This is a genomic window from Zooshikella sp. RANM57, assembly GCF_050749885.1.
Classification (GTDB): domain Bacteria; phylum Pseudomonadota; class Gammaproteobacteria; order Pseudomonadales; family Zooshikellaceae; genus Zooshikella.
Genome location: NZ_JBOIUB010000001.1, coordinates 552,963 through 570,636 on the forward strand (window position 1 = coordinate 552,963; position 17,674 = coordinate 570,636).

Consider the following 17,674-nt stretch of genomic DNA (forward strand, 5'->3'; position numbering starts at 1 on the left):
TAGTTTGCAAGTCCATAACTGATAAAAAAAAGTGGCCCTAAAAGAGCCAGTGAAAAACATGCTTGCTTGAATACGTTTTGATTTTTCATGGTAATTGCGGATGACACTGTGGTTTTTTTACTGCGGTTGATACACTGAAAATGCCGTGCTTTTCTATGGACATATCTACTTTATAAAAGCCAGCTTTATGAACTAATTGATCCATTTCTTGTTGAGTTCTACGCCTCATTATCCATGGTTTACCCCCTTGGTGGCTGGTTAATACTCGTGCAATCGACTCTAACTGAGGGTGCCAGGGCTGGTTGGTGTAAATTAATAAACCCTGAGGGGCGAGGATAGAATATAACGCATGTAAAGAGCCCATCACTGCATCATTGTCACTAAAAAGTTCGTATAACCCTGAAACGATTATAATTGAGGGACGGAAGCTAAGTTGTTCTATCGCTTGTGCATCAAATGCATCTCCCCGTTGAAACTGGGCTTGTGATGATAAATTGAGTTCAGCTATACGTTGTCGTCCTTGTTCGACATTCGCTTTTGAATAATCTTGTAAAAATACATGTAATGGTTGGTTTTGGTAGCGTTGAATGACATCCAACACATAGCGTCCATGACCTGCAGCGACATCAAGAATAGCTACTTCTTTAAGCTGTGTGAGCTGTTGCTCTATCGCATCATTTAGGACTTCTTCAATCAGTTTTCGTCGTAGCCTAATACCACGCCATCCAATAGCGTTAAGATAACACCAGTCTATCCATTTACCGACCAGGAATTTTCCTGCTGGTTTATTGGCGTAGACATAATCAAGCATACGTCCAGAATCAAAGCCATCTTGAATACCAATGCGAATGCCATCACTCAGAGAACCAACAGAATAGAGTAATTTCTGCTGTAATTTAAACCACCAAAATTTAGGGTTGGTTTTAGGTAAAGGTTTTAAAAGTCGTTGGTACTCTTCATAGGTATAGCCCTGTTTATCCGCATTGGTAAGATCGATGTCTGGAGTAGGCCGGGCTAATAAGTCTTGAATAAACATCCGTGTTTTTGCAATAGGTAAATGGCGGTTGATTTCATTGAAGGTATCATGAAAAAAACCAGGAAAAACTTGCATTTCTTTTCGTAAGTTAGGTAAGTGATTATAAAAGTGGCGTTGAGCATGTTGTTTGACAACAAAATCAGCCCCAGAACAAAGTAGCAAGGTTGGAGCCGTGATTGCGCCTGCATCTTGTATTAATCGAGTACCTGCATCGTATAAATCAACCAAGACATTGACAGCAATTGCAGGGCATATTAGTGGATCATTGTCATATTCAATTATTTTTTCTGGATCATGAGTGAGTAGACGCCCTTTGACGTAGCTGCTGATAAACGATTTGGGGCGGTACTTTAAGAGGAGCCGTAATGCTGGAATGGCGAAGGGTACATAGAGCCGAACGCGTAGTGCAGGACTACCTAAGATCAAACCGCGAATCGCTGGAGCATAGTCATGGACCCAGGTACTGGCAATGACACTACCCACGCTATGGCCAAGAATAATCATTCGGTCCATTGAAATTTGGTAGTCCTTTTCGATATGGCGAATAAAGCTATCAGCATCTTTGACGAGTTCATTCAGGTTGTTCGCATATCCTCGCTCACCTGGCGATAATCCATGGCCACGGGCATCCCAGGCAAACAGGTGAAGGGTAGGGATATTGAGTTGATCGACCATTTCTTGCCAACGCCCTGAGTGTTCATGTCCTCGATGAAAGAGGATAATGGCGTAGTGTCCAGTTGGGTGAGGGGGCCAATACCGGTAAAACAGTTGTGTGTTATCCCAGCTATTGAAGTTACGTTCTAACGGTGCACGTGTCATGAGTGGATCTCCCTCTACCGTTTTCTTTGCAGGTAAAAAAGCTGAATGGAAATAAGTATGTGATGTGATTCATAGTTAGGCCAGTTTCTCCTAACTTTGCTGGAAGAGCCACTGGGGATAGATAACCTCTCACCTCATACCGTCGTAAGTATCACTATATAATACCTTAATCAGGATGCTGTGCTATAAGTCTTTTAGTGATTACAGTGCATTTAACTTTAGCGCACCATAGAACAGCCCTTTAAGGAGAGGTCCTAATGCATCAGGTCATTGCAAAGGTAAGTGATTCACTGACAGATTTTCATGATCATGTAGCTTGTCATTTACAGGAAGGTGATTTAATTTTTATTTCGATCAAAAGTGCATTATACAAGCAGGTTGCACAAACGACGAATACTTGGACATCCCACGTAGGTATTGTGATTCGGGAAAACAATGAATGGTGGGTAGCAGAAAGTGCCGTTCCTTTTAGCCGAAAAACACGATTAAAAAAGTTTTTAAAAAGAACCGTGGGTACGCAAGTTTGTATACGTCGTCTTAATGGAGGTTTATCAAGAGAACAGTTATTGCTACTGAAAGCAAGCATTGATAGCCGTATGGGAATTTTGTATCACTTAGGTTTTGATTTTAATGCTAAACGACAATATTGTTCTAAATTTGTCCACCATGTATATGCTGAGGCGTTAAATTTGAAGCTGGGTAAAGTAGTAACATTTGAAGAATTATTAAAAAGTAACCCAGATACAAATTTATGGTTTTGGCGGTTATGGTATTTTGGTCGTATTCCTTGGAACCGAAAAACACTCACACCTCAAAGTCAGTTAGTTGATCAACAGTTAGAAACCATTTTATTATCTGAAAACTAGGCCACTTATTTTTCAACAATATGAATCAAAAAGTCAGGTTCATTGGTATGGTATACCTCTTTAAAGTCACCCAATGTTTTTTTGTATTTGAATCCTGCTCCGTTTAGAAGTGCTACCATTTTACTAAAACGGAGTGGGTGAAGGTTAAGATGATGCTGAGTGCCATCAGAAAAAGCATAACGCAAACGAAGTAGTTGCTCGTCAATATAATCTGGTTGAATTGAGACGCTTTTTCCACAGTAGTAGTACTGGTGTGCCGCGTTGAATCCCGTATCCAAAATAGCATCGTAATTTCGTTGATCTATAATCAGTATGCCATTATGTTTTAAGCAACGATAAAATTCTGCTAAAGCATTTTTTTGGTCGTTTTCTTTAAAAAGGTGAGTGAATGAGTTGCCTAAACAAATAATTGCATCAAATTTGTCATGAATGGTGCGGTTTAGCCATCGCCAATCGGCTTGGGTTACTTTTAAGTGGAGACCATATTGCTTTGCATTGTTGCATGCTTTTGTCAGCATATGAGTGCTGCCATCTGCACTTATTACATCAAAACCGGCGTTTAAGAGTTGAATAGAGTGAAAACCAGTGCCTGTTGCGACATCAAGTACTCGTTTTACGCCATATTCATGTAACGTATTTATAAAAAAATTTCCTTCACTTTGCTGGCGACGTTTCCAGTCGATGACCTCATCCCATTTATCAACGAAATCAACTTTATACTCTTGTTGATAGTGGTTCATGTCGTCATCAGGCGTTAGGTGCGAAGAAGTGGTAACAGTAAAAGTGTTGGCACGTGTTGACCGTGTAGCCAGCGGAGTCATTTGACACCTCCTTGGTATCTAGAGCACTATCCTTTGCAATTGATTGCTTTGTCCGGTTTTATTATGGAGCGTTATATCGATAACAAAAAAATTATGCTTCATGGACTAAGCACTGTACAACGTTTGACTATTCTAGCGAAAACAAAGCGAATAGTATCGCTTAATTTATGTAAATCAATTATGAAAGGTTATGTGAAAGAATTTAGAAGGTTTAGACTGGTTTAATGTTGGTGGTGTTCACCGTCCTTGGCTATTAAGGCAATAATAAGATAGGTTCTAATTTATGCCGTATTTATTGAGTATTTTTTGATAGTCATCAGTTGTTTTGAAAGCACTCAATGCCTTATTAAATTTTTCCATAATCTGTAAACCACGTGAGTCATGTTTATTAAACATTAAATGAAGCTGGGCATGGTTAAATGGCTTCTTCAGTGTCGCAAAGCGTTGTTTGGCGTCAGGGAATTTTTTAAGTAATAAATTCCAGCCAACTAATTCTGCAAGTGGTAAAAAGTCGTGCTTGCCTGCAGATAGTTCGATAAAAGCCGTTTCTTCATCTTTTGCCAGGCTTACTTGTAAGTTAGCGGCACGTAACTTTTCTTCATCAGAGTAACCGTTCGGAATAATCATACGGTATTGCGTAAAGTCTGCTAATGACTCCCACTGGTGAGGTGGAGATTGGATATTATCTTTAACATAAAAGAAAACAGTATTTGAGTCTGCAATGGGGTCTGAAAAAGCAAAGTATCTTTCTCGCTTTTTATTATGATAATAAGGATAAATGGCCCTTACCTTACTATAACGTAAATGTGCTTCACAACCACGCCAGGCCATGAATTTAACGTTAGGCGTGAGTTTCATTTGAGTCTCAAAGGTTCCTTTAATAATTTCAGTGATAAATCCATTGCCTGGCTCAAATTCAGTGACATAAGGAGCCCATTCACCGGTGGCTAATTGGATGGTATCGCTTTGGTAGCTATAAGAAACGAGTGGGGTGAGAGAAAAACAGATTCCTAAAAGTACTTTTTGCAGCGTACAGCGCATATTACAGCTCTCCTCTGTTAAGCACTTGAATTCTTTTTATTTATGTGTGCTATTTCGGATAATACGTATGCAGAGAGCAGTTTTCTACAGAAAGGTTAGAATAATTTGTAATAACAATGGATGAATATTATTGACCACTGGCAACGTCCAGCCATTGGTTGGTTTCCTGAATCGCGTTGATGTATGCCTGATTTAAATCGGATAGACCTGCTTGGATAGACTCTAACGTTGAAAATTGAATGTAGTCCCATAATGCTTGTTGATAATAGGAAACCGCTAAAATGGTTTGTCCAAGTTGACCTTCGTAATTAAGAATGGCTGACTTTAGTCTGGCGTCGATAGGAAGTTTATCAAGTACATCAGCCTTAGGTTGGTCAAAGAATGCATCAATTAAAGACAATAAACCGCCTAGGAAGTAAGGGGCGGCGGGAACCTTTAAGTGATGTTTTGCTAACCATTCACACATGCTGGCACGGGTCAGAGCCATCTGAGAAAGGATAGAAGGTTTTTCTTGCAAATGACTTAACGATAATAAAGTGACAAAGTTACGAACTCTATCAAGCCCCAACTGTAGTATGGCTTGTTTTATGGAATCTATTTCTTTACGGCGGCGGTATAAAGGACTATTGACCCATTTTAAAAGTTTTATGGAAAGGGTAGGGTCTTGTTTTATAATTTGTTCAATATTTTCGATTTTACAATCGGGGTCTTGTAATTGTGCTATCAAGTTCATGACAGCCAAACTACTGGCATTAAGTTCCTTTCCTGACAAAAGTTGAGGTTTGCTGAAGAAAAAACCTTGAAATAATGAAAAACCTAATGACTTGCAAAAATGAAAAACTTCATGATCTTCAATTTTTTCAGCTAGAAGTGTGATTTGATAAGGCTTTAATTGTTGTATTATTTGCTCAATTTCATTCGGACTTAAATGCAATACGTCGACTTTCACAATATCGATGAGTTTGAGTAGAGGCGACAGGCGTTCAGTATCAATGACATCATCCAGTGCGAGTGTAAAACCTTGTTTTTTTAAGTGCGCAATGGCTGCAAGCACGGCATCGTCCAACGGTACGGTTTCTAATATTTCAATAACCGTGTTTTCTGGAGATAAGGAGGGAGGGTTGAGCAGCCAGAAGCGAGTAAAATTAATAAATGCTCTACTATTATCAGTGATTTCTTCAAGTGTGAAGGTTGTCAGCAAGCGATCAATTAATCGAGATGTTGTCTTATCGCCACTAATATCTGTTGGACCTAAGTTAGCATCACGAAATAATAGCTCATAGCCTTGAATTCGATAGCTAGTGTCAATGATAGGCTGGCGTGCCATTAATATTTGTGTTGTTTCTTCATTCATACTGCGAATCTCTAATACACGAAAAAATATAGCACATGAGGATGCTCAGTCTGAGAAATATGGGGGGTAGGAGACAAGAGGTATCAAATTAGCTCTTAGTTTGTGGTTAATATTCTGGACACTGTTTGGCAACTTGATGGAATAAATCATAGCTATACTGTTTACAGGTGTTTGTTGAATGAACACTACCTCAAGTTTGCTGCATGCAGGGTGAGTGTGTGTAGGACAACAACTCATTAAGCAAAATGGGGCAGAGGATGGACGACCCCATAAAGATGTGGCAAGGAGCTATCACATGACTACATTTCGAGAGTGCTTTCAAGAATCTCCTCCCATGGACTCGGAGGAAAGAGACAGTATTCGATACCCAACAGAAAGAGAGATGGAGTCTTTGTTTGAGCAGTTTCAGCACTTGCCAAATCATCAAGCGCGGCAGCATTTTTTACAGCAAAACTTTCCTTACCACTGGTTACCTGACGATTTGTTAGAGTGGCTAGTGGATGAATGGCGTTATCGCCTTCCTCCTGATCATCCTATGTTGGAAGCTTTTATGAATCCTAAGGTCGATTGGCAGCAGTTAGCTGTATTAGCTAGATCTTATGGATTTAATCAGTTCTATGATCAATTGGTGACATTGTTAAGTTACCAACGCCAAGAATAAGCCATCATTTGTTTCAACAGCCTGCTTGGTTTTTGTTTAGTAATTGAAGTTGATTGTTGAGGCTTGATTATCACGAATATGTTGGTAGAGCGTTTCTCGAAGCCACTTGTGCCCAGGGTCACTTTCATACCGTTGATGCCAAGTCATCAGATAGGTAATGGTATCGATGGTAATGGGAAGAGGTAGCATGGCGAGTGGATAGTTTTGTACAGCATGTCGTGCAAATATATGGGGACAGGTAAATACCAGGTCACTATTTCGGGTAATTTCCAGCGCAGCATGGAATTCTGGTACCTGAACTACAATTCGGCGAGATTTATTTTGTTTGGCCAGGGTGATATCAAGTGCCCAGCGGTCATGCCCTTCACAGGAAGCCTGCACGTGGGAGAGTGATAGGTAATCGGCAATTTGCCATGAAGGCTTTGACAGGATGGGATGATCCTTGCGAACTAAGCAAACAAAATGGTCTTCGTGATCTTCTAATAAATGTTGAAATTTTACACCAGGTGGGATGGGTTCCAGTTGGTGGCGAGAATCTATAGCGTTCTCTCTCGCGGTAATGCCAAGGTCAATTCGTCCTTGAGCAATCGATTGAAGTGACTCTTCAGACCAGTCTTCAAAAGTAAGTACCATGTTGGGAGCTGCTTGTAGCAGGGGGGCAAAGAAACTTGGTAAGAAAAGCTGATAGGCACTATCCACTGTTACAATAGTAAAGTCTCGTTGAGTTGTGGCGGGATCAAACTTGGGTGGTTGAATAAGCTGCTGAATATCTTGTAAGGCACTGGCGAGCTGCGGTTGTAGGCTTTCGGCACGGGGTGTCGGTCTTAAACCATGTGCAGAGCGTATAAAAAGAGGATCTTCAAAAAGATCGCGTAGTCGAGCCAGTGTTTTACTCATGGCAGATTGGGTGACATGGAGGCGTTTGGCTGCCTTACTGACGCTCTGCTCTTCCAGTAATACTTGAAGATTAATTAGCAAGTTCAGGTCATATCGTGATAGTTTATCTAGCTTCATGGCTGTGATATTCCATGGCGGAAATATTACCTTGAATATTAGTCATTTGAATTCATATCTTAATCGTACTAAATTGAACGCGCAACCACCTCGTGTGAGTTGATTTTTTTTAACCTCTTTCTGCTTAAAAACTGCAACATGAAGTCTAAAGTTGTAAGTCAATTTTTTGTAGCGGCCCTCGTGCCGCTTGTTTTGTTTGGGCCAATGGGTATTGATATTTACCTGCCCTCTATGGCGTCACTGGTTGATTACTTCCACACTGATGCAAACCAAGTGCAATACACATTGAGTGTGTTTTTATTCACGGTGGGTATTGGGCAGTTGGTTGTGGGTCCGTTATGTGATCGTTTTGGTCGGCGGCCAGTCGTGCTTGTTGGTATTGTTGTGTATTTGCTTTGTAGTCTGGCCGCTGCCTGGGCTCCTACAATAAACTGGTTAATCACAGCGAGAGCTTTACAGGGTATCGGAAGTTGTTGTGCCTCTGTCGTTGCCTTTGCTGTGGTTAGAGATGTGTTCTCTGCAGCGCAGGGTGCGAAGATGTATAGTTATCTTAATGGTTGCGTTAGTGTTGCTCCAGCGCTGGCGCCCATGTTAGGCGGCTTACTCGCTACTCAGTGGGGATGGCAGGCAAACTTTTATTTCTTAGCCTGCTTTGCCGGTATCATAGGTATTATGGTTTGGTGCTGGTTGGATGAAACCCGGCCCAGTGATACCGAGGCTGTGCGTTGGCACTGGCGACCCTATTGGGAAATTCTTCAACATCGACGTTTTCAATTTTACTGCTACTGCTGCATGGTTGCATTAGGCATGATCTGTAGTTATGTATCTGTGGCTAGCTTCATCATGATTGAAACGTTAAAGCTCACCCAGATTCAGTTTGCCCTCTGCTTTGGTGCAAATGCATTGGTTATTATGGCATCTAGCTTTTTAGTTGCCCCCAAGCTTATGACCTACTTAGGGCGTCACCGCTGTGTGATGTTGGGTTGTTTACTGATTGTTATTGCTGGGGTACTCATGCTACTTGGGTTCATGGCACAAGGCACCACTTTAGTCGGATTTTTATTACCTGTGATGGTGGCGGGTTGTGGCTTTTCGTTGATATTAGGTTCGGCTGCGAGCTATGCATTAGCACCCTTTGGCAAAAGTGCGGGTACAGCTTCTGCAACACTAGGCTGTTTACAGATGGTCATGGCTTCTGCGGCAAGTATTATTACTGTGCAGATGCCTTTCCCTCATGTTATGTCGCTGGCGCTGGTGATGATTACCTTAGCTATTATTCCATTATTAATAAGTAAAAGCTGGTTAGGCCAAGCAATGCCTGTGGAAAATCATAGCTGCGCATAAATTATTTTTTTACTGAATGCCTTACCATTAAGCCGTACTCTTATTCAGGGTACGGCTTTTTTTTAAGCTTAACAAATAGGCAAATAGCAATTTTCTTTTAAAAAATAAAAGCCCAATCAATAACGTAATATGTCTTGTTATTACTTCTGCAGTACCAAGGTAACCTGACTATAATTGATTCACATGATTTGTAAGCGTGATGTTACTGAACATGTGATTTATGATGTGCAGTTGTTACAACGAAGTAAAAATTAATCAGGTTCACCCTATATGGCCTGAAAGATAATTGTTTGTAATTAATTTTTTAAAGGAGTGCAGGTAACTTGCAGTAGGGAAACATCAGGGTATCCCTGGAGCAGTAAGCTTAATGAGTTTTTCTCAGCAATTATTAAATAAGCTTCATTATTATTTGTGCTGTATGAAGCTGATACAGTGCATATTTCTGTGGCTTTTGGTGCTTCAATGTGTAGTTGTGCCCTTGTTTTCTCCCTTAGTGGCTTTTGCTGCTGAACCTATCTCACTTCACCATGTAAAACTCAAGATTAATGGTCCTCATCAGTTTGCTTATGCGGGCTATTATGCGGCTATAGATAATGGCTATTTTCGTGCATTTGGTCTTACCGTGACGATTGAAACTGGGGACTCGGACCATGATGTCATTAACCTTGTCAGCAATCAGCAAGCTGAGTTTGGCGTTGCCGGTGCCAAACTTATTCAAGCACGGTTGGCGAATAAACCTGTTTTATTATTGGCCAATCTGTTCAAGCAAACCCCAAAGGTGATTGTATTAAAAGGAATAGATAAATCACCTCAAGCGTTAAAAGAGCAGCGTTTAGCGGTTGAGAATCCGTATAACCTTGACTTGGTGACACGTGTTTTTTTATACCAACAAGGGATTCCTTTGGACCAGGTCAAACTTGTCGTGGAGCAAAATCCTCTACAAGCCTGGCAACAGGGAAAGATTGCCGGATTTACGTCAAGGTTGGATCAGTTAGCCGAAGTAGAAGCATTGAAAATACCTCATACAGTACTGCGTATGAGCGATTGGGGAATACATTTTTATGAAGGAAACTTATTTACCTCTGAAGCTTATGTCTCCAAACACCCGCAATTAGTGAAAGACTTTATCGCCGCTTCACTTCGTGGTTGGCAATATGCATTAAAGCATCCCAAAGAGACTGCACAGCTCATTCATCAGCGTTATTCACCCCAGGTCAGTGTAGAGAAACTTATGCAGCAGGCTGATGCTTTAAAAGAAATTATTTTAGAAAAAGGAGAGCTTGAGATTGGCAGTGCAGACTGGGGGGAATTGCGTAAGATGGGTCGAGCTTTACTGGCGATGGGCGTGTTTGGCTCTGATATGCAGCTAAATGAAATGTTATTTGAGAGCTTGCAGGGGAAGCAGGTACGTTTGGCATCACTCGAATGGCCTCCATTTGTGGGGAATACACTTCCTGAGAATGGGATGACTTCAGCCATTGTGGTTGATGCTTTTGCGAAAGTAGGCTATCAGGTAAAGGTTGATTTTTTACCATGGACGGAAGCGGTTCGTCGAACTTCAAATGAAGAATATGATGGTTATTTCCCTGAATATTATGATCCAGAATTAGCCAAGCGTTTTATTTACTCAAAGCCTGTCGGTCAAAGTTATGTTGCACTGGCTCAGCGTAAAGCTTATCCCATCCATTGGCGAATTATTGATGACTTGGAAAAATATCGTATTGGTGTTGTAGAAGGTTATTTAAATCATCCTTTATTGGATCGAAAGATTTCTCTTGGGGAGGTTGAAACTTATAACAGTGTCGATGATGCAAGAAACTTGCAAGCGCTTTCAAAAGGTTTAGTGGATGCCAGTGTGGTTGATCCTGCAGTTTACTACTATTTAATGCAAACTCATCCTGAGTTACGTGGTAATGAGGAGTCATTAAAACTCAACCAACGCTGGCTTGGGACGCAACAATTACACATAGCTTTTGCGAATAATAGTCGAGGAAAACAGTTAAATGATATTTTTTCTCAATCCTTTTCATCGGTTACCTCTGCTAAGGAACAATTGGCGTATATCACTCAATATCAACATCAATACCCAATCTTAACTCAAGCCTTATTAACCTTAGAGGCAAGTGCCAAACAAAGGCAATTAGAAGAGGCGAATTTATCACCTGAACATCGAGGCTGGATTAGAAAAAATCCGGTGTTACGAGTACCTTTAGTCGATAACCAGCCACCATTTATATTTGAAAAGCAACCTGAGAAGTTTCAAGGGTTCATTATTGATTATATTTCACTGCTCGCAAGTAAAGTGGGTTTACGTGTTCAGTTTTTTCCACTTGATTCTGTCATGTCATTGCGTCAGCATTTTCAACAGGAAAACTATTCATTAATGATCAGTGAATTGCCAGATTTGCTGACAACCAGTAATACAGTACTCAGTCCAACGGTTCTTACTGATCCTTTAGTCTTTGTGGGTAACCGAGCAAAAAGTGCGTTAACCCAAATAGAGGATCTTGAACAAAAAAAAGTAGGCGTTGTAGAGCACACCACGGCATACCATTTGTTAGTAAAAAAGTATCCTTTAACACAGTGGGAAGTTTATTCGGATGCCCAGACACTGTTGAAAGCAGTAAGTAAGCAGGATGTTGATGCCGCTATTTTGCATGAAGCAACATTTAATTATATTACACGGAATTATTGGCTACCAGATATCTATATAACAGGGCAACCTCAAATAGTCTCGGTAGATAAATCCCTTTCCTGGCATTTTATCGTCTCGCAAAAAGACCCCCAATTATTTAGTATCCTTAATGAAGGCATTCAACAAATAACACCTATTGAATTACAGCAATTACAACGAAAATGGATTAAATCTCCGAGGCTTGAACCCAGTTCACGGATGAAGTTGGTACTCACAGAAGATGAATTGCAGTGGCTTCGCCAACACCCATTAATTAGAGTATCAAATGAAACGGATTGGCCACCGTTTGATTATGCTGAAGAGGGTGTGCCAAAAGGATATTCCATTGACTTAATGAATTTGCTTGCCAAGCATCTAGGATTACGGTTTGAGTATATAACGGGCCCTCCGTGGCAACATTTTCTCGATATGATGCGTAAGCATGAACTGGATTTATTGCATACAGCGTTTGTTTCTCCCGAGCGAGAGCAGTACATGTTGTTTTCGCAACCTTACCTTATTTTACCAATGGCTGTTGCCGCGATTGATAAAAATAAAGCTCAACAAGCAATGCAATCAAACTTTCAGCAACAACGTATAGCCATTGTCAAAGGGTATAATTACGAGCGCACGTTAAAAGAGTATTTTCCTGGAGCAAAACTAGTTTCTGTAACCGATCCCGTAAAAGGGTTACAGTCGGTGTTGTTTAATGATGCAGATATGTATATGGATTCTAAACCTGTGCTGCATTATTTATTAGAACGATATAATATGCATCAGTTGCAAGTTGTGGATGCGCCTAGCAATGTGAACATTGACAATGATGAGTTAACCGTTGCTGTGAGGAATGATTGGCCAATACTCAGAAATATTATTAATAAAGCGCTGACCAATATATCTGATGCAGAGAAACAGGTGTTAAGCAGTCGATGGTTACAATCTACCGTTTCTGATCATCAACAAACAGTACAACTTACGTCAGAGGAGCAAGAGTGGTTAAAAAGGAATCCGGTGTTAAAAGTGGCCAATGAGACAGATTGGCCTCCATTTGACTTTTATGAAGATGGCAAACCACAGGGGTTATCTGTTGACTATATCAATTTATTAGCTAAAAAAATTGGTTTCACTGTTGAATTTATTACAGAGTCTTCTTGGAATAAATTGCTGAACCAAGGGTATGAAAAAAATCTTGATATCCTTGTGAATATTGTTAAAACACCTGAACGTAGTGAACATTTGGTCTTTACCAAGCCTTATGCAAAGCTTCCTAATACATTAATTAGTCGTCAAGAGGATCATTATCAAACGTTACAACAGTTAACAGGGAAAGTATTGGCATTTACTGAAGGTTTTTATATTGGTGAATTTTTAAAAAAATCTTTTCCAAAAATAAATATCAGATTAACGAATAGTAGTCGGGAAGCATTAAAGCTTGTGAGTTTAGGAAAGGCTGATGCAACCATTGAAAGTAGTGCTACTGGGAAATACCTTATTGAAAGAGAAGGGATAACTAATCTTGTGCTTGCAAATAATGTGCTTGAGCTTGATAAACAGCATGAAGCACTGCATTTTGCTGTTAATAAAAAGAATAAAATATTGTTAAGTATTTTAAATAAAGGCATCAGTGAATTAAGCTTAAATGAAGTGCAGCAAATTAATGCGAAATGGATAGGTGACTACTCTCATGCGGTGATGGAAGGATTAAGACTGGATTTAACGTTTAATGAGAAAAAATTTGTCGCTCAAAAGCGGCAGATAAAATACTGTATTAATGAGCATTGGCAACCTGTGGAGTTCATTACACCAACGAGTGAACATAGTGGTATGACAGCTGATTATTTGCAGTTGATTACTGAAAGAACAGGATTGAGTTTTTCACTGGTAACCGCTAAAGAGGGCGTAAGATCATCGTGTGATGTGTTATTGGCGGCAATGGATTTACCTTCATTACGGGAGAAGTATAATTTTACCAGACCATTATTACGCCTGCCGTTGGTGGTGGCGGTGAGATTGGAAAAATCTTTTATTGAAAATATTAATTCATTACAGGGACTACGTATTGGTGTTATTTCAAACAGTATTACTAAAGAAATCCTGCAGAAAAATAATGTGGGTATCAATATTGTTGAATATGAAACGGTAGAAAAAGGGTTTAATGATGTTGTTTCGGGTGATATCGATGGTTTTGTTGATGATATTGCGGCCATTAGTTACTGGCTTCAAAAAAAACGTGCTCATGAAATAAAAATTGCAGGTCGATTAGATCTTGAGAAAGTACTGAGTATTGGTGTAAGTAAATACTACCCTGAGTTATTAAGTATTTTAGATAAAACAATTGAGACGCTCACTGTTCAAGATCAAGAGCAGATTTATAACCACTGGATGAAGGTGACCATGGAAGAGTACGTTGATTATAGTTTGCTATGGAATGTATTAATGATTGTCAGTGGCATCATCATTGTGGTTGTTTTTTGGAATAGAAAAATAACCACTCTTTATCGGCAGCTACAATATAAGTCTAACCAAATTGAAAGTCTATTACATAATTCTGGGCAAGGCTTTTTAACATTTGATGATAACTTATTTGTTGAGCCTCAATACAGTATTGAGTGTGAACGAATTTTTCATTGTCCCCCTTCGGGTAAAAAAATAACATCATTACTACCGTTAGCCAATGATACTGATGCTAGTTTATATGAACGAGTGCTGAGTCGGTTAAAAAGAACGGTTAATCCTCTCAAAGTAGAAATGCTTCTATCTTTGTTGCCTTCAAGTTTTGTTATTGCTGGTCGTTTTATTGCCGCAGAATATCGCTATGTGCAACAAAAGATCATGATGATCTTAACAGATATGACAGAAGAAAAAGAATTACAGGAAAATCTTGAAGAAGAGCGACGAAACCTTGAGTTTGTGGTATCGATTTTGACAGATGGGCAGGATATTTTTTATTTATTAGATGAATTTGAACAGTTTATTTCGAATTTACAGCAATTATATGCATCTTCGCAAGCGCTCGCACTCAGTGTCAATGTGAGGCAGGTTCTGCAGGAATTCCATACCTTTAAAGGTATATTTTATCAGTATGGTTTTAAGCGGTTGCCTGATGCCATTCATGAAGTGGAGCAAAAAATCATAAATCTTCCTGATAAAAAAGATTATAAAAAGGTATTAATTCATGTCGTTGAGAGTAATTTAATGACATGTTTAGAGCAAGATCTTAATGTTGTACGTAGAATGTTTGGTGACGACTTTTTAGCTAATAAGGGCGGGGTTGTTATCGGTAATCAACAGTTAGATATGCTAGTAAAAAAAGCTAAACAGGTGTTAGCGAATGAAGTTGACCCTGAACAAACAAGGGCACTTGCGCGTTATGCATTGAATATGAAAGCAGTCGATTTGCATACTATGCTGGCTGCTTATGAAAAAACAGTACAACGTTTGGCTAAACGCTGTGCTAAAGAAGTGTCATTTGTGTTGGAAGGTGAGTCAGTCATTGTTAATCCTGATCGATTCACCAAGTTAATTCATAGCTTGATTCATTTGTTTAGAAATGCAGTTGATCATGGAATTGAAGCTCCGGATGTGCGGCTTGAAGCTGGCAAAGAAGCTTGTGGTGAAATACTCTGTACAGTAACAGCCAAAGAAGGTTTCTGCATAATTACCGTGGTTGATGATGGTGCAGGTATTTCCATTACCTCGTTACGGACACAGTTACAAGAGCGTTATGTAGCGAAAGTAGCAGAATTTGCCAAGATGAGTGATGCTGAATTACTGCCTTTTGTTTTTGAGCATGGTATTTCAACCTGTTCAAGTGCAAATGAAATATCAGGTAGAGGCATTGGCCTGGCAGCCGTAAAAGAAGCCGTTGAAGAATTACATGGTACGATCAGCGTTACCAGTCAGCGAGGAAAAGGGACTCAGTTTAAAATGAGTATTCCTCTGCAGTATGATGATATGTGATTGCTCAGTTGTTCAGTTAAACTGTGGAATATTACCAAGCTCATAGAGTTAAAAAGCAAAATGGCATGAAGATACGCTAGGAATGAAGTCGCTGAAGTAAGTATCGGATTGAAGGGTAAGTATATGACAAAGCCAGTGGATATTGGCCATGTAATGACGCTCATAGCTAACCGAGCGAAAGAAATTCTGGTTGAAGAAGCCGCGATAGAAGTACAAAGAACTGACTTTGTTTTAGAAGATGTGCAGTTATTAACGCTACGTGACTATACTTCAATCTTAAGTATGGGCGGCCCCGTCAATATGATGATTGCATTCAGTTTTGATGTGTCATTACTGCATTATCTGATGAATTGTTTCATGTCTGGTATTGACTTTCCCCCTGAAGAAAAAGAAGTGTATTTAGAAGAAACAGGCAGTGACTTACTGAATACCATTATTGGTAATTGCACAGCGTTACTAGGCTGTAAAGAACTTGTTCACTTTTCTCCTCCCGTTGCGTTTTCAGGAGGGAAAAGTCTGGTTAAACATCGTCATGCACAGTTTTATCGAACCACACTACAAACCCAGTTTGGGGATTTAGTTATTGTCTGTGTTGGACCAAAGGATATGTTTGATCAATATTTAAACTATCTGGAGTGAGTATGACAGGGCTGCGGGTGATGGTTGTGGATGACTCACTCATTACCATCAATAAGCTAACGAAAATGTTGACGGAGCTAGGGTATGACGTGGTAAGTCAGTGTCGTAGTGGCGTACTGGCTGTTGAAAGCTACCCAAAAGTCAAGCCTGATATTGTGACGATGGATATTACCATGCCTGATATGGATGGTATTGAGGCGACCAAAGCTATTATGGCCAGTGACCCTCAGGCTAACATCATTATGGTGACTTCCCATGGACAGGAGCAGATGGTGCTGGAAGCGATTGATGCGGGTGCTCAGGGTTACGTGTTGAAGCCCGTCAAAGAAACACGGTTACAGGAAGTCATTCGAAAAGTATTGAAAACATACAGTGATGAGGCTGAGTAATTTGGTTTTTGAGGTAATAGGAAGGAAGTACATGGTATTTAGTCCATAAGTGTTAATAATGGTATTTCGTCCATGCTGGATGATAGTATTTTTGAAGCGTTGTTTGATGCAATTCCATTTGGAATTTATGTGGTTGATGTTAATTACCGAGAGGTTGTTTATGTTAATCATGCATTTAAACAAGCGGTAGAACATAAGCCGGGATTAAAATGTTGGCAACAAATTTACCAACAGGATCAGCCATGTCTCTTTTGCAAAATTCCTGAGCTGGTGGACGATTCAGGAAAACCAAATGGTAAAGTGGTTGTTTTTGAGTATTTTAATGATACCAATGACTGTTGGTATCAGTTACAGGAAAGTGCCATGGTTTGGCATGATGGTAGAATTGTTAAATATTCAATCTCTGTCGATATCAGTCAACTCAAGGACGCTCAAAATTCGTTAGCTGAAGCGCATGCGGAATTAGCATTAAAAAATCGTGAGTTGGAAAAACTGGCCAATTTAGATCGATTAACCTCACTGAATAACCGCCTGAAACTCGATGAAATTCACCTCCAAGAAGTACAACGGGCAGAACGTTTTAAGCACCCGTGTTCAATTATGCTATTAGACCTTGATAATTTTAAAGAGGTCAATGATCAATATGGGCATCAAATGGGTGATAGTGTCTTAATTAATATTGCAGGACTGCTTAGAGCAAATTTACGAAAAGTTGACACGGTGGGACGGTGGGGAGGAGAGGAGTTTTTGATTATCTGTCCAGAAACGAGTACTCAGCAGTGTGTTTATCTTGCTGAAAAGCTCCGACGTGCATTGGAAAACTATAATCATGGTACTGCACAGTGTACAGGAAGCTTTGGAATAACCAGTTACATGCCTGGCGATCGACCTGAAACAATGGTTAGGCGTGCTGATAATGCACTTTATTTGGCCAAGCACGCAGGGCGTAACTGTGTGCGCGTGATTGATTCAAATAATTTAATCCCTCTTCGCGAAATTCCCGGTTAGTTTTTCTTTCGGTCTCATTTTTTGTTGTTTATTACTGACTATGCGACA

12 protein-coding genes are annotated in these 17,674 nt (G+C 39.9%); 7 read left to right on the plus strand and 5 right to left on the minus strand.

Translation table 11 applies throughout. From position 1 onward, the window contains the following. Positions 1 to 85: 85 nt before the first annotated feature. Positions 86 to 1,855, minus strand: a complete 1,770-nt coding sequence (locus ACQ96U_RS01980) for a bifunctional alpha/beta hydrolase/class I SAM-dependent methyltransferase (protein WP_431719548.1) — start codon at positions 1,853 to 1,855, stop codon at positions 86 to 88. A 257-nt stretch (positions 1,856 to 2,112) separates the two neighbouring features. Here ACQ96U_RS01980 and ACQ96U_RS01985 point away from each other — a divergent pair, with 257 nt between their 5' ends. Then, positions 2,113 to 2,721, plus strand: a complete 609-nt coding sequence (locus ACQ96U_RS01985) for a YiiX/YebB-like N1pC/P60 family cysteine hydrolase (protein WP_431719549.1) — start codon at positions 2,113 to 2,115, stop codon at positions 2,719 to 2,721. A gap of 5 nt (positions 2,722 to 2,726) precedes the next feature. Here ACQ96U_RS01985 and ACQ96U_RS01990 read toward each other — a convergent pair whose 3' ends face one another. The 3 genes from ACQ96U_RS01990 to ACQ96U_RS02000 all read right to left on the minus strand — a co-directional run bounded on the left by ACQ96U_RS01990 (position 2,727) and on the right by ACQ96U_RS02000 (position 5,937). Beyond that, entirely contained in the window at positions 2,727 to 3,542 is an 816-nt protein-coding gene (locus tag ACQ96U_RS01990; protein ID WP_431719550.1) for a class I SAM-dependent methyltransferase, read from the minus strand. Positions 3,543 to 3,818: 276 nt separating this feature from the next. Continuing rightward, positions 3,819 to 4,583, minus strand: a complete 765-nt coding sequence (locus ACQ96U_RS01995) for a substrate-binding periplasmic protein (protein ID WP_431719551.1) — start codon at positions 4,581 to 4,583, stop codon at positions 3,819 to 3,821. A 127-nt stretch (positions 4,584 to 4,710) separates the two neighbouring features. After that, positions 4,711 to 5,937, minus strand: coding sequence for an EAL and HDOD domain-containing protein (locus ACQ96U_RS02000; protein ID WP_431719552.1), 1,227 nt, complete (start codon positions 5,935 to 5,937; stop codon positions 4,711 to 4,713). A gap of 295 nt (positions 5,938 to 6,232) precedes the next feature. Between ACQ96U_RS02000 and ACQ96U_RS02005 the strand changes: the two genes are divergently transcribed. Continuing rightward, positions 6,233 to 6,598: a hypothetical protein gene (locus tag ACQ96U_RS02005; protein WP_431719553.1), complete on the plus strand. Its 366-nt coding sequence runs from the start codon at positions 6,233 to 6,235 to the stop codon at positions 6,596 to 6,598. 36 nt (positions 6,599 to 6,634) lie between these two features. Here the strand turns inward: ACQ96U_RS02005 and ACQ96U_RS02010 are convergent, their stop codons facing one another. Beyond that, a complete protein-coding gene (locus ACQ96U_RS02010) occupies positions 6,635 to 7,612 on the minus strand; it encodes a LysR family transcriptional regulator (RefSeq protein WP_431719554.1) in 978 nt (325 codons plus the stop codon). Between the two features lie 138 nt (positions 7,613 to 7,750). On the opposite strand from ACQ96U_RS02010, the gene ACQ96U_RS02015 reads away from it, so the two are divergent. From ACQ96U_RS02015 to ACQ96U_RS02035, 5 genes are all read left to right on the plus strand, one after another. Beyond that, positions 7,751 to 8,956, plus strand: a complete 1,206-nt coding sequence (locus tag ACQ96U_RS02015; RefSeq protein ID WP_431719555.1) for a multidrug effflux MFS transporter — start codon at positions 7,751 to 7,753, stop codon at positions 8,954 to 8,956. 472 nt (positions 8,957 to 9,428) lie between these two features. Beyond that, complete coding sequence (locus ACQ96U_RS02020; protein WP_431719556.1) at positions 9,429 to 15,590, plus strand: transporter substrate-binding domain-containing protein; 6,162 nt, start codon at positions 9,429 to 9,431, stop codon at positions 15,588 to 15,590. 123 nt (positions 15,591 to 15,713) lie between these two features. Continuing rightward, positions 15,714 to 16,229: a chemotaxis protein CheX gene (locus tag ACQ96U_RS02025; RefSeq protein WP_431719557.1), complete on the plus strand. Its 516-nt coding sequence runs from the start codon at positions 15,714 to 15,716 to the stop codon at positions 16,227 to 16,229. Between the two features lie 2 nt (positions 16,230 to 16,231). Further along, positions 16,232 to 16,618: a response regulator gene (locus ACQ96U_RS02030; protein WP_431719558.1), complete on the plus strand. Its 387-nt coding sequence runs from the start codon at positions 16,232 to 16,234 to the stop codon at positions 16,616 to 16,618. Between the two features lie 72 nt (positions 16,619 to 16,690). After that, positions 16,691 to 17,626, plus strand: a complete 936-nt coding sequence (locus ACQ96U_RS02035; RefSeq protein WP_431719559.1) for a diguanylate cyclase — start codon at positions 16,691 to 16,693, stop codon at positions 17,624 to 17,626. The last annotated feature ends 48 nt before the right edge of the window (positions 17,627 to 17,674 follow it).

Excerpts from the sequence above, each read along its gene's own strand:
- ACQ96U_RS02010 (WP_431719554.1), bottom strand. The coding sequence starts at position 7,612 with ATGAAGCTAGATAAACTATCACGATATGACCTGAACTTGCTAATTAAT.
- ACQ96U_RS02025 (WP_431719557.1), top strand. The coding sequence starts at position 15,714 with ATGACAAAGCCAGTGGATATTGGCCATGTAATGACGCTCATAGCTAAC.
- ACQ96U_RS02030 (WP_431719558.1), top strand. The coding sequence starts at position 16,232 with ATGACAGGGCTGCGGGTGATGGTTGTGGATGACTCACTCATTACCATC.
- ACQ96U_RS02005 (WP_431719553.1), top strand. The coding sequence starts at position 6,233 with ATGACTACATTTCGAGAGTGCTTTCAAGAATCTCCTCCCATGGACTCG.
- ACQ96U_RS01995 (WP_431719551.1), bottom strand. The coding sequence starts at position 4,583 with ATGCGCTGTACGCTGCAAAAAGTACTTTTAGGAATCTGTTTTTCTCTC.
- ACQ96U_RS01985 (WP_431719549.1), top strand. The coding sequence starts at position 2,113 with ATGCATCAGGTCATTGCAAAGGTAAGTGATTCACTGACAGATTTTCAT.
- ACQ96U_RS02000 (WP_431719552.1), bottom strand. The coding sequence starts at position 5,937 with ATGAATGAAGAAACAACACAAATATTAATGGCACGCCAGCCTATCATT.
- ACQ96U_RS01990 (WP_431719550.1), bottom strand. The coding sequence starts at position 3,542 with ATGACTCCGCTGGCTACACGGTCAACACGTGCCAACACTTTTACTGTT.
- ACQ96U_RS02015 (WP_431719555.1), top strand. The coding sequence starts at position 7,751 with ATGAAGTCTAAAGTTGTAAGTCAATTTTTTGTAGCGGCCCTCGTGCCG.
- ACQ96U_RS01980 (WP_431719548.1), bottom strand. The coding sequence starts at position 1,855 with ATGACACGTGCACCGTTAGAACGTAACTTCAATAGCTGGGATAACACA.
- ACQ96U_RS02035 (WP_431719559.1), top strand. The coding sequence starts at position 16,691 with ATGCTGGATGATAGTATTTTTGAAGCGTTGTTTGATGCAATTCCATTT.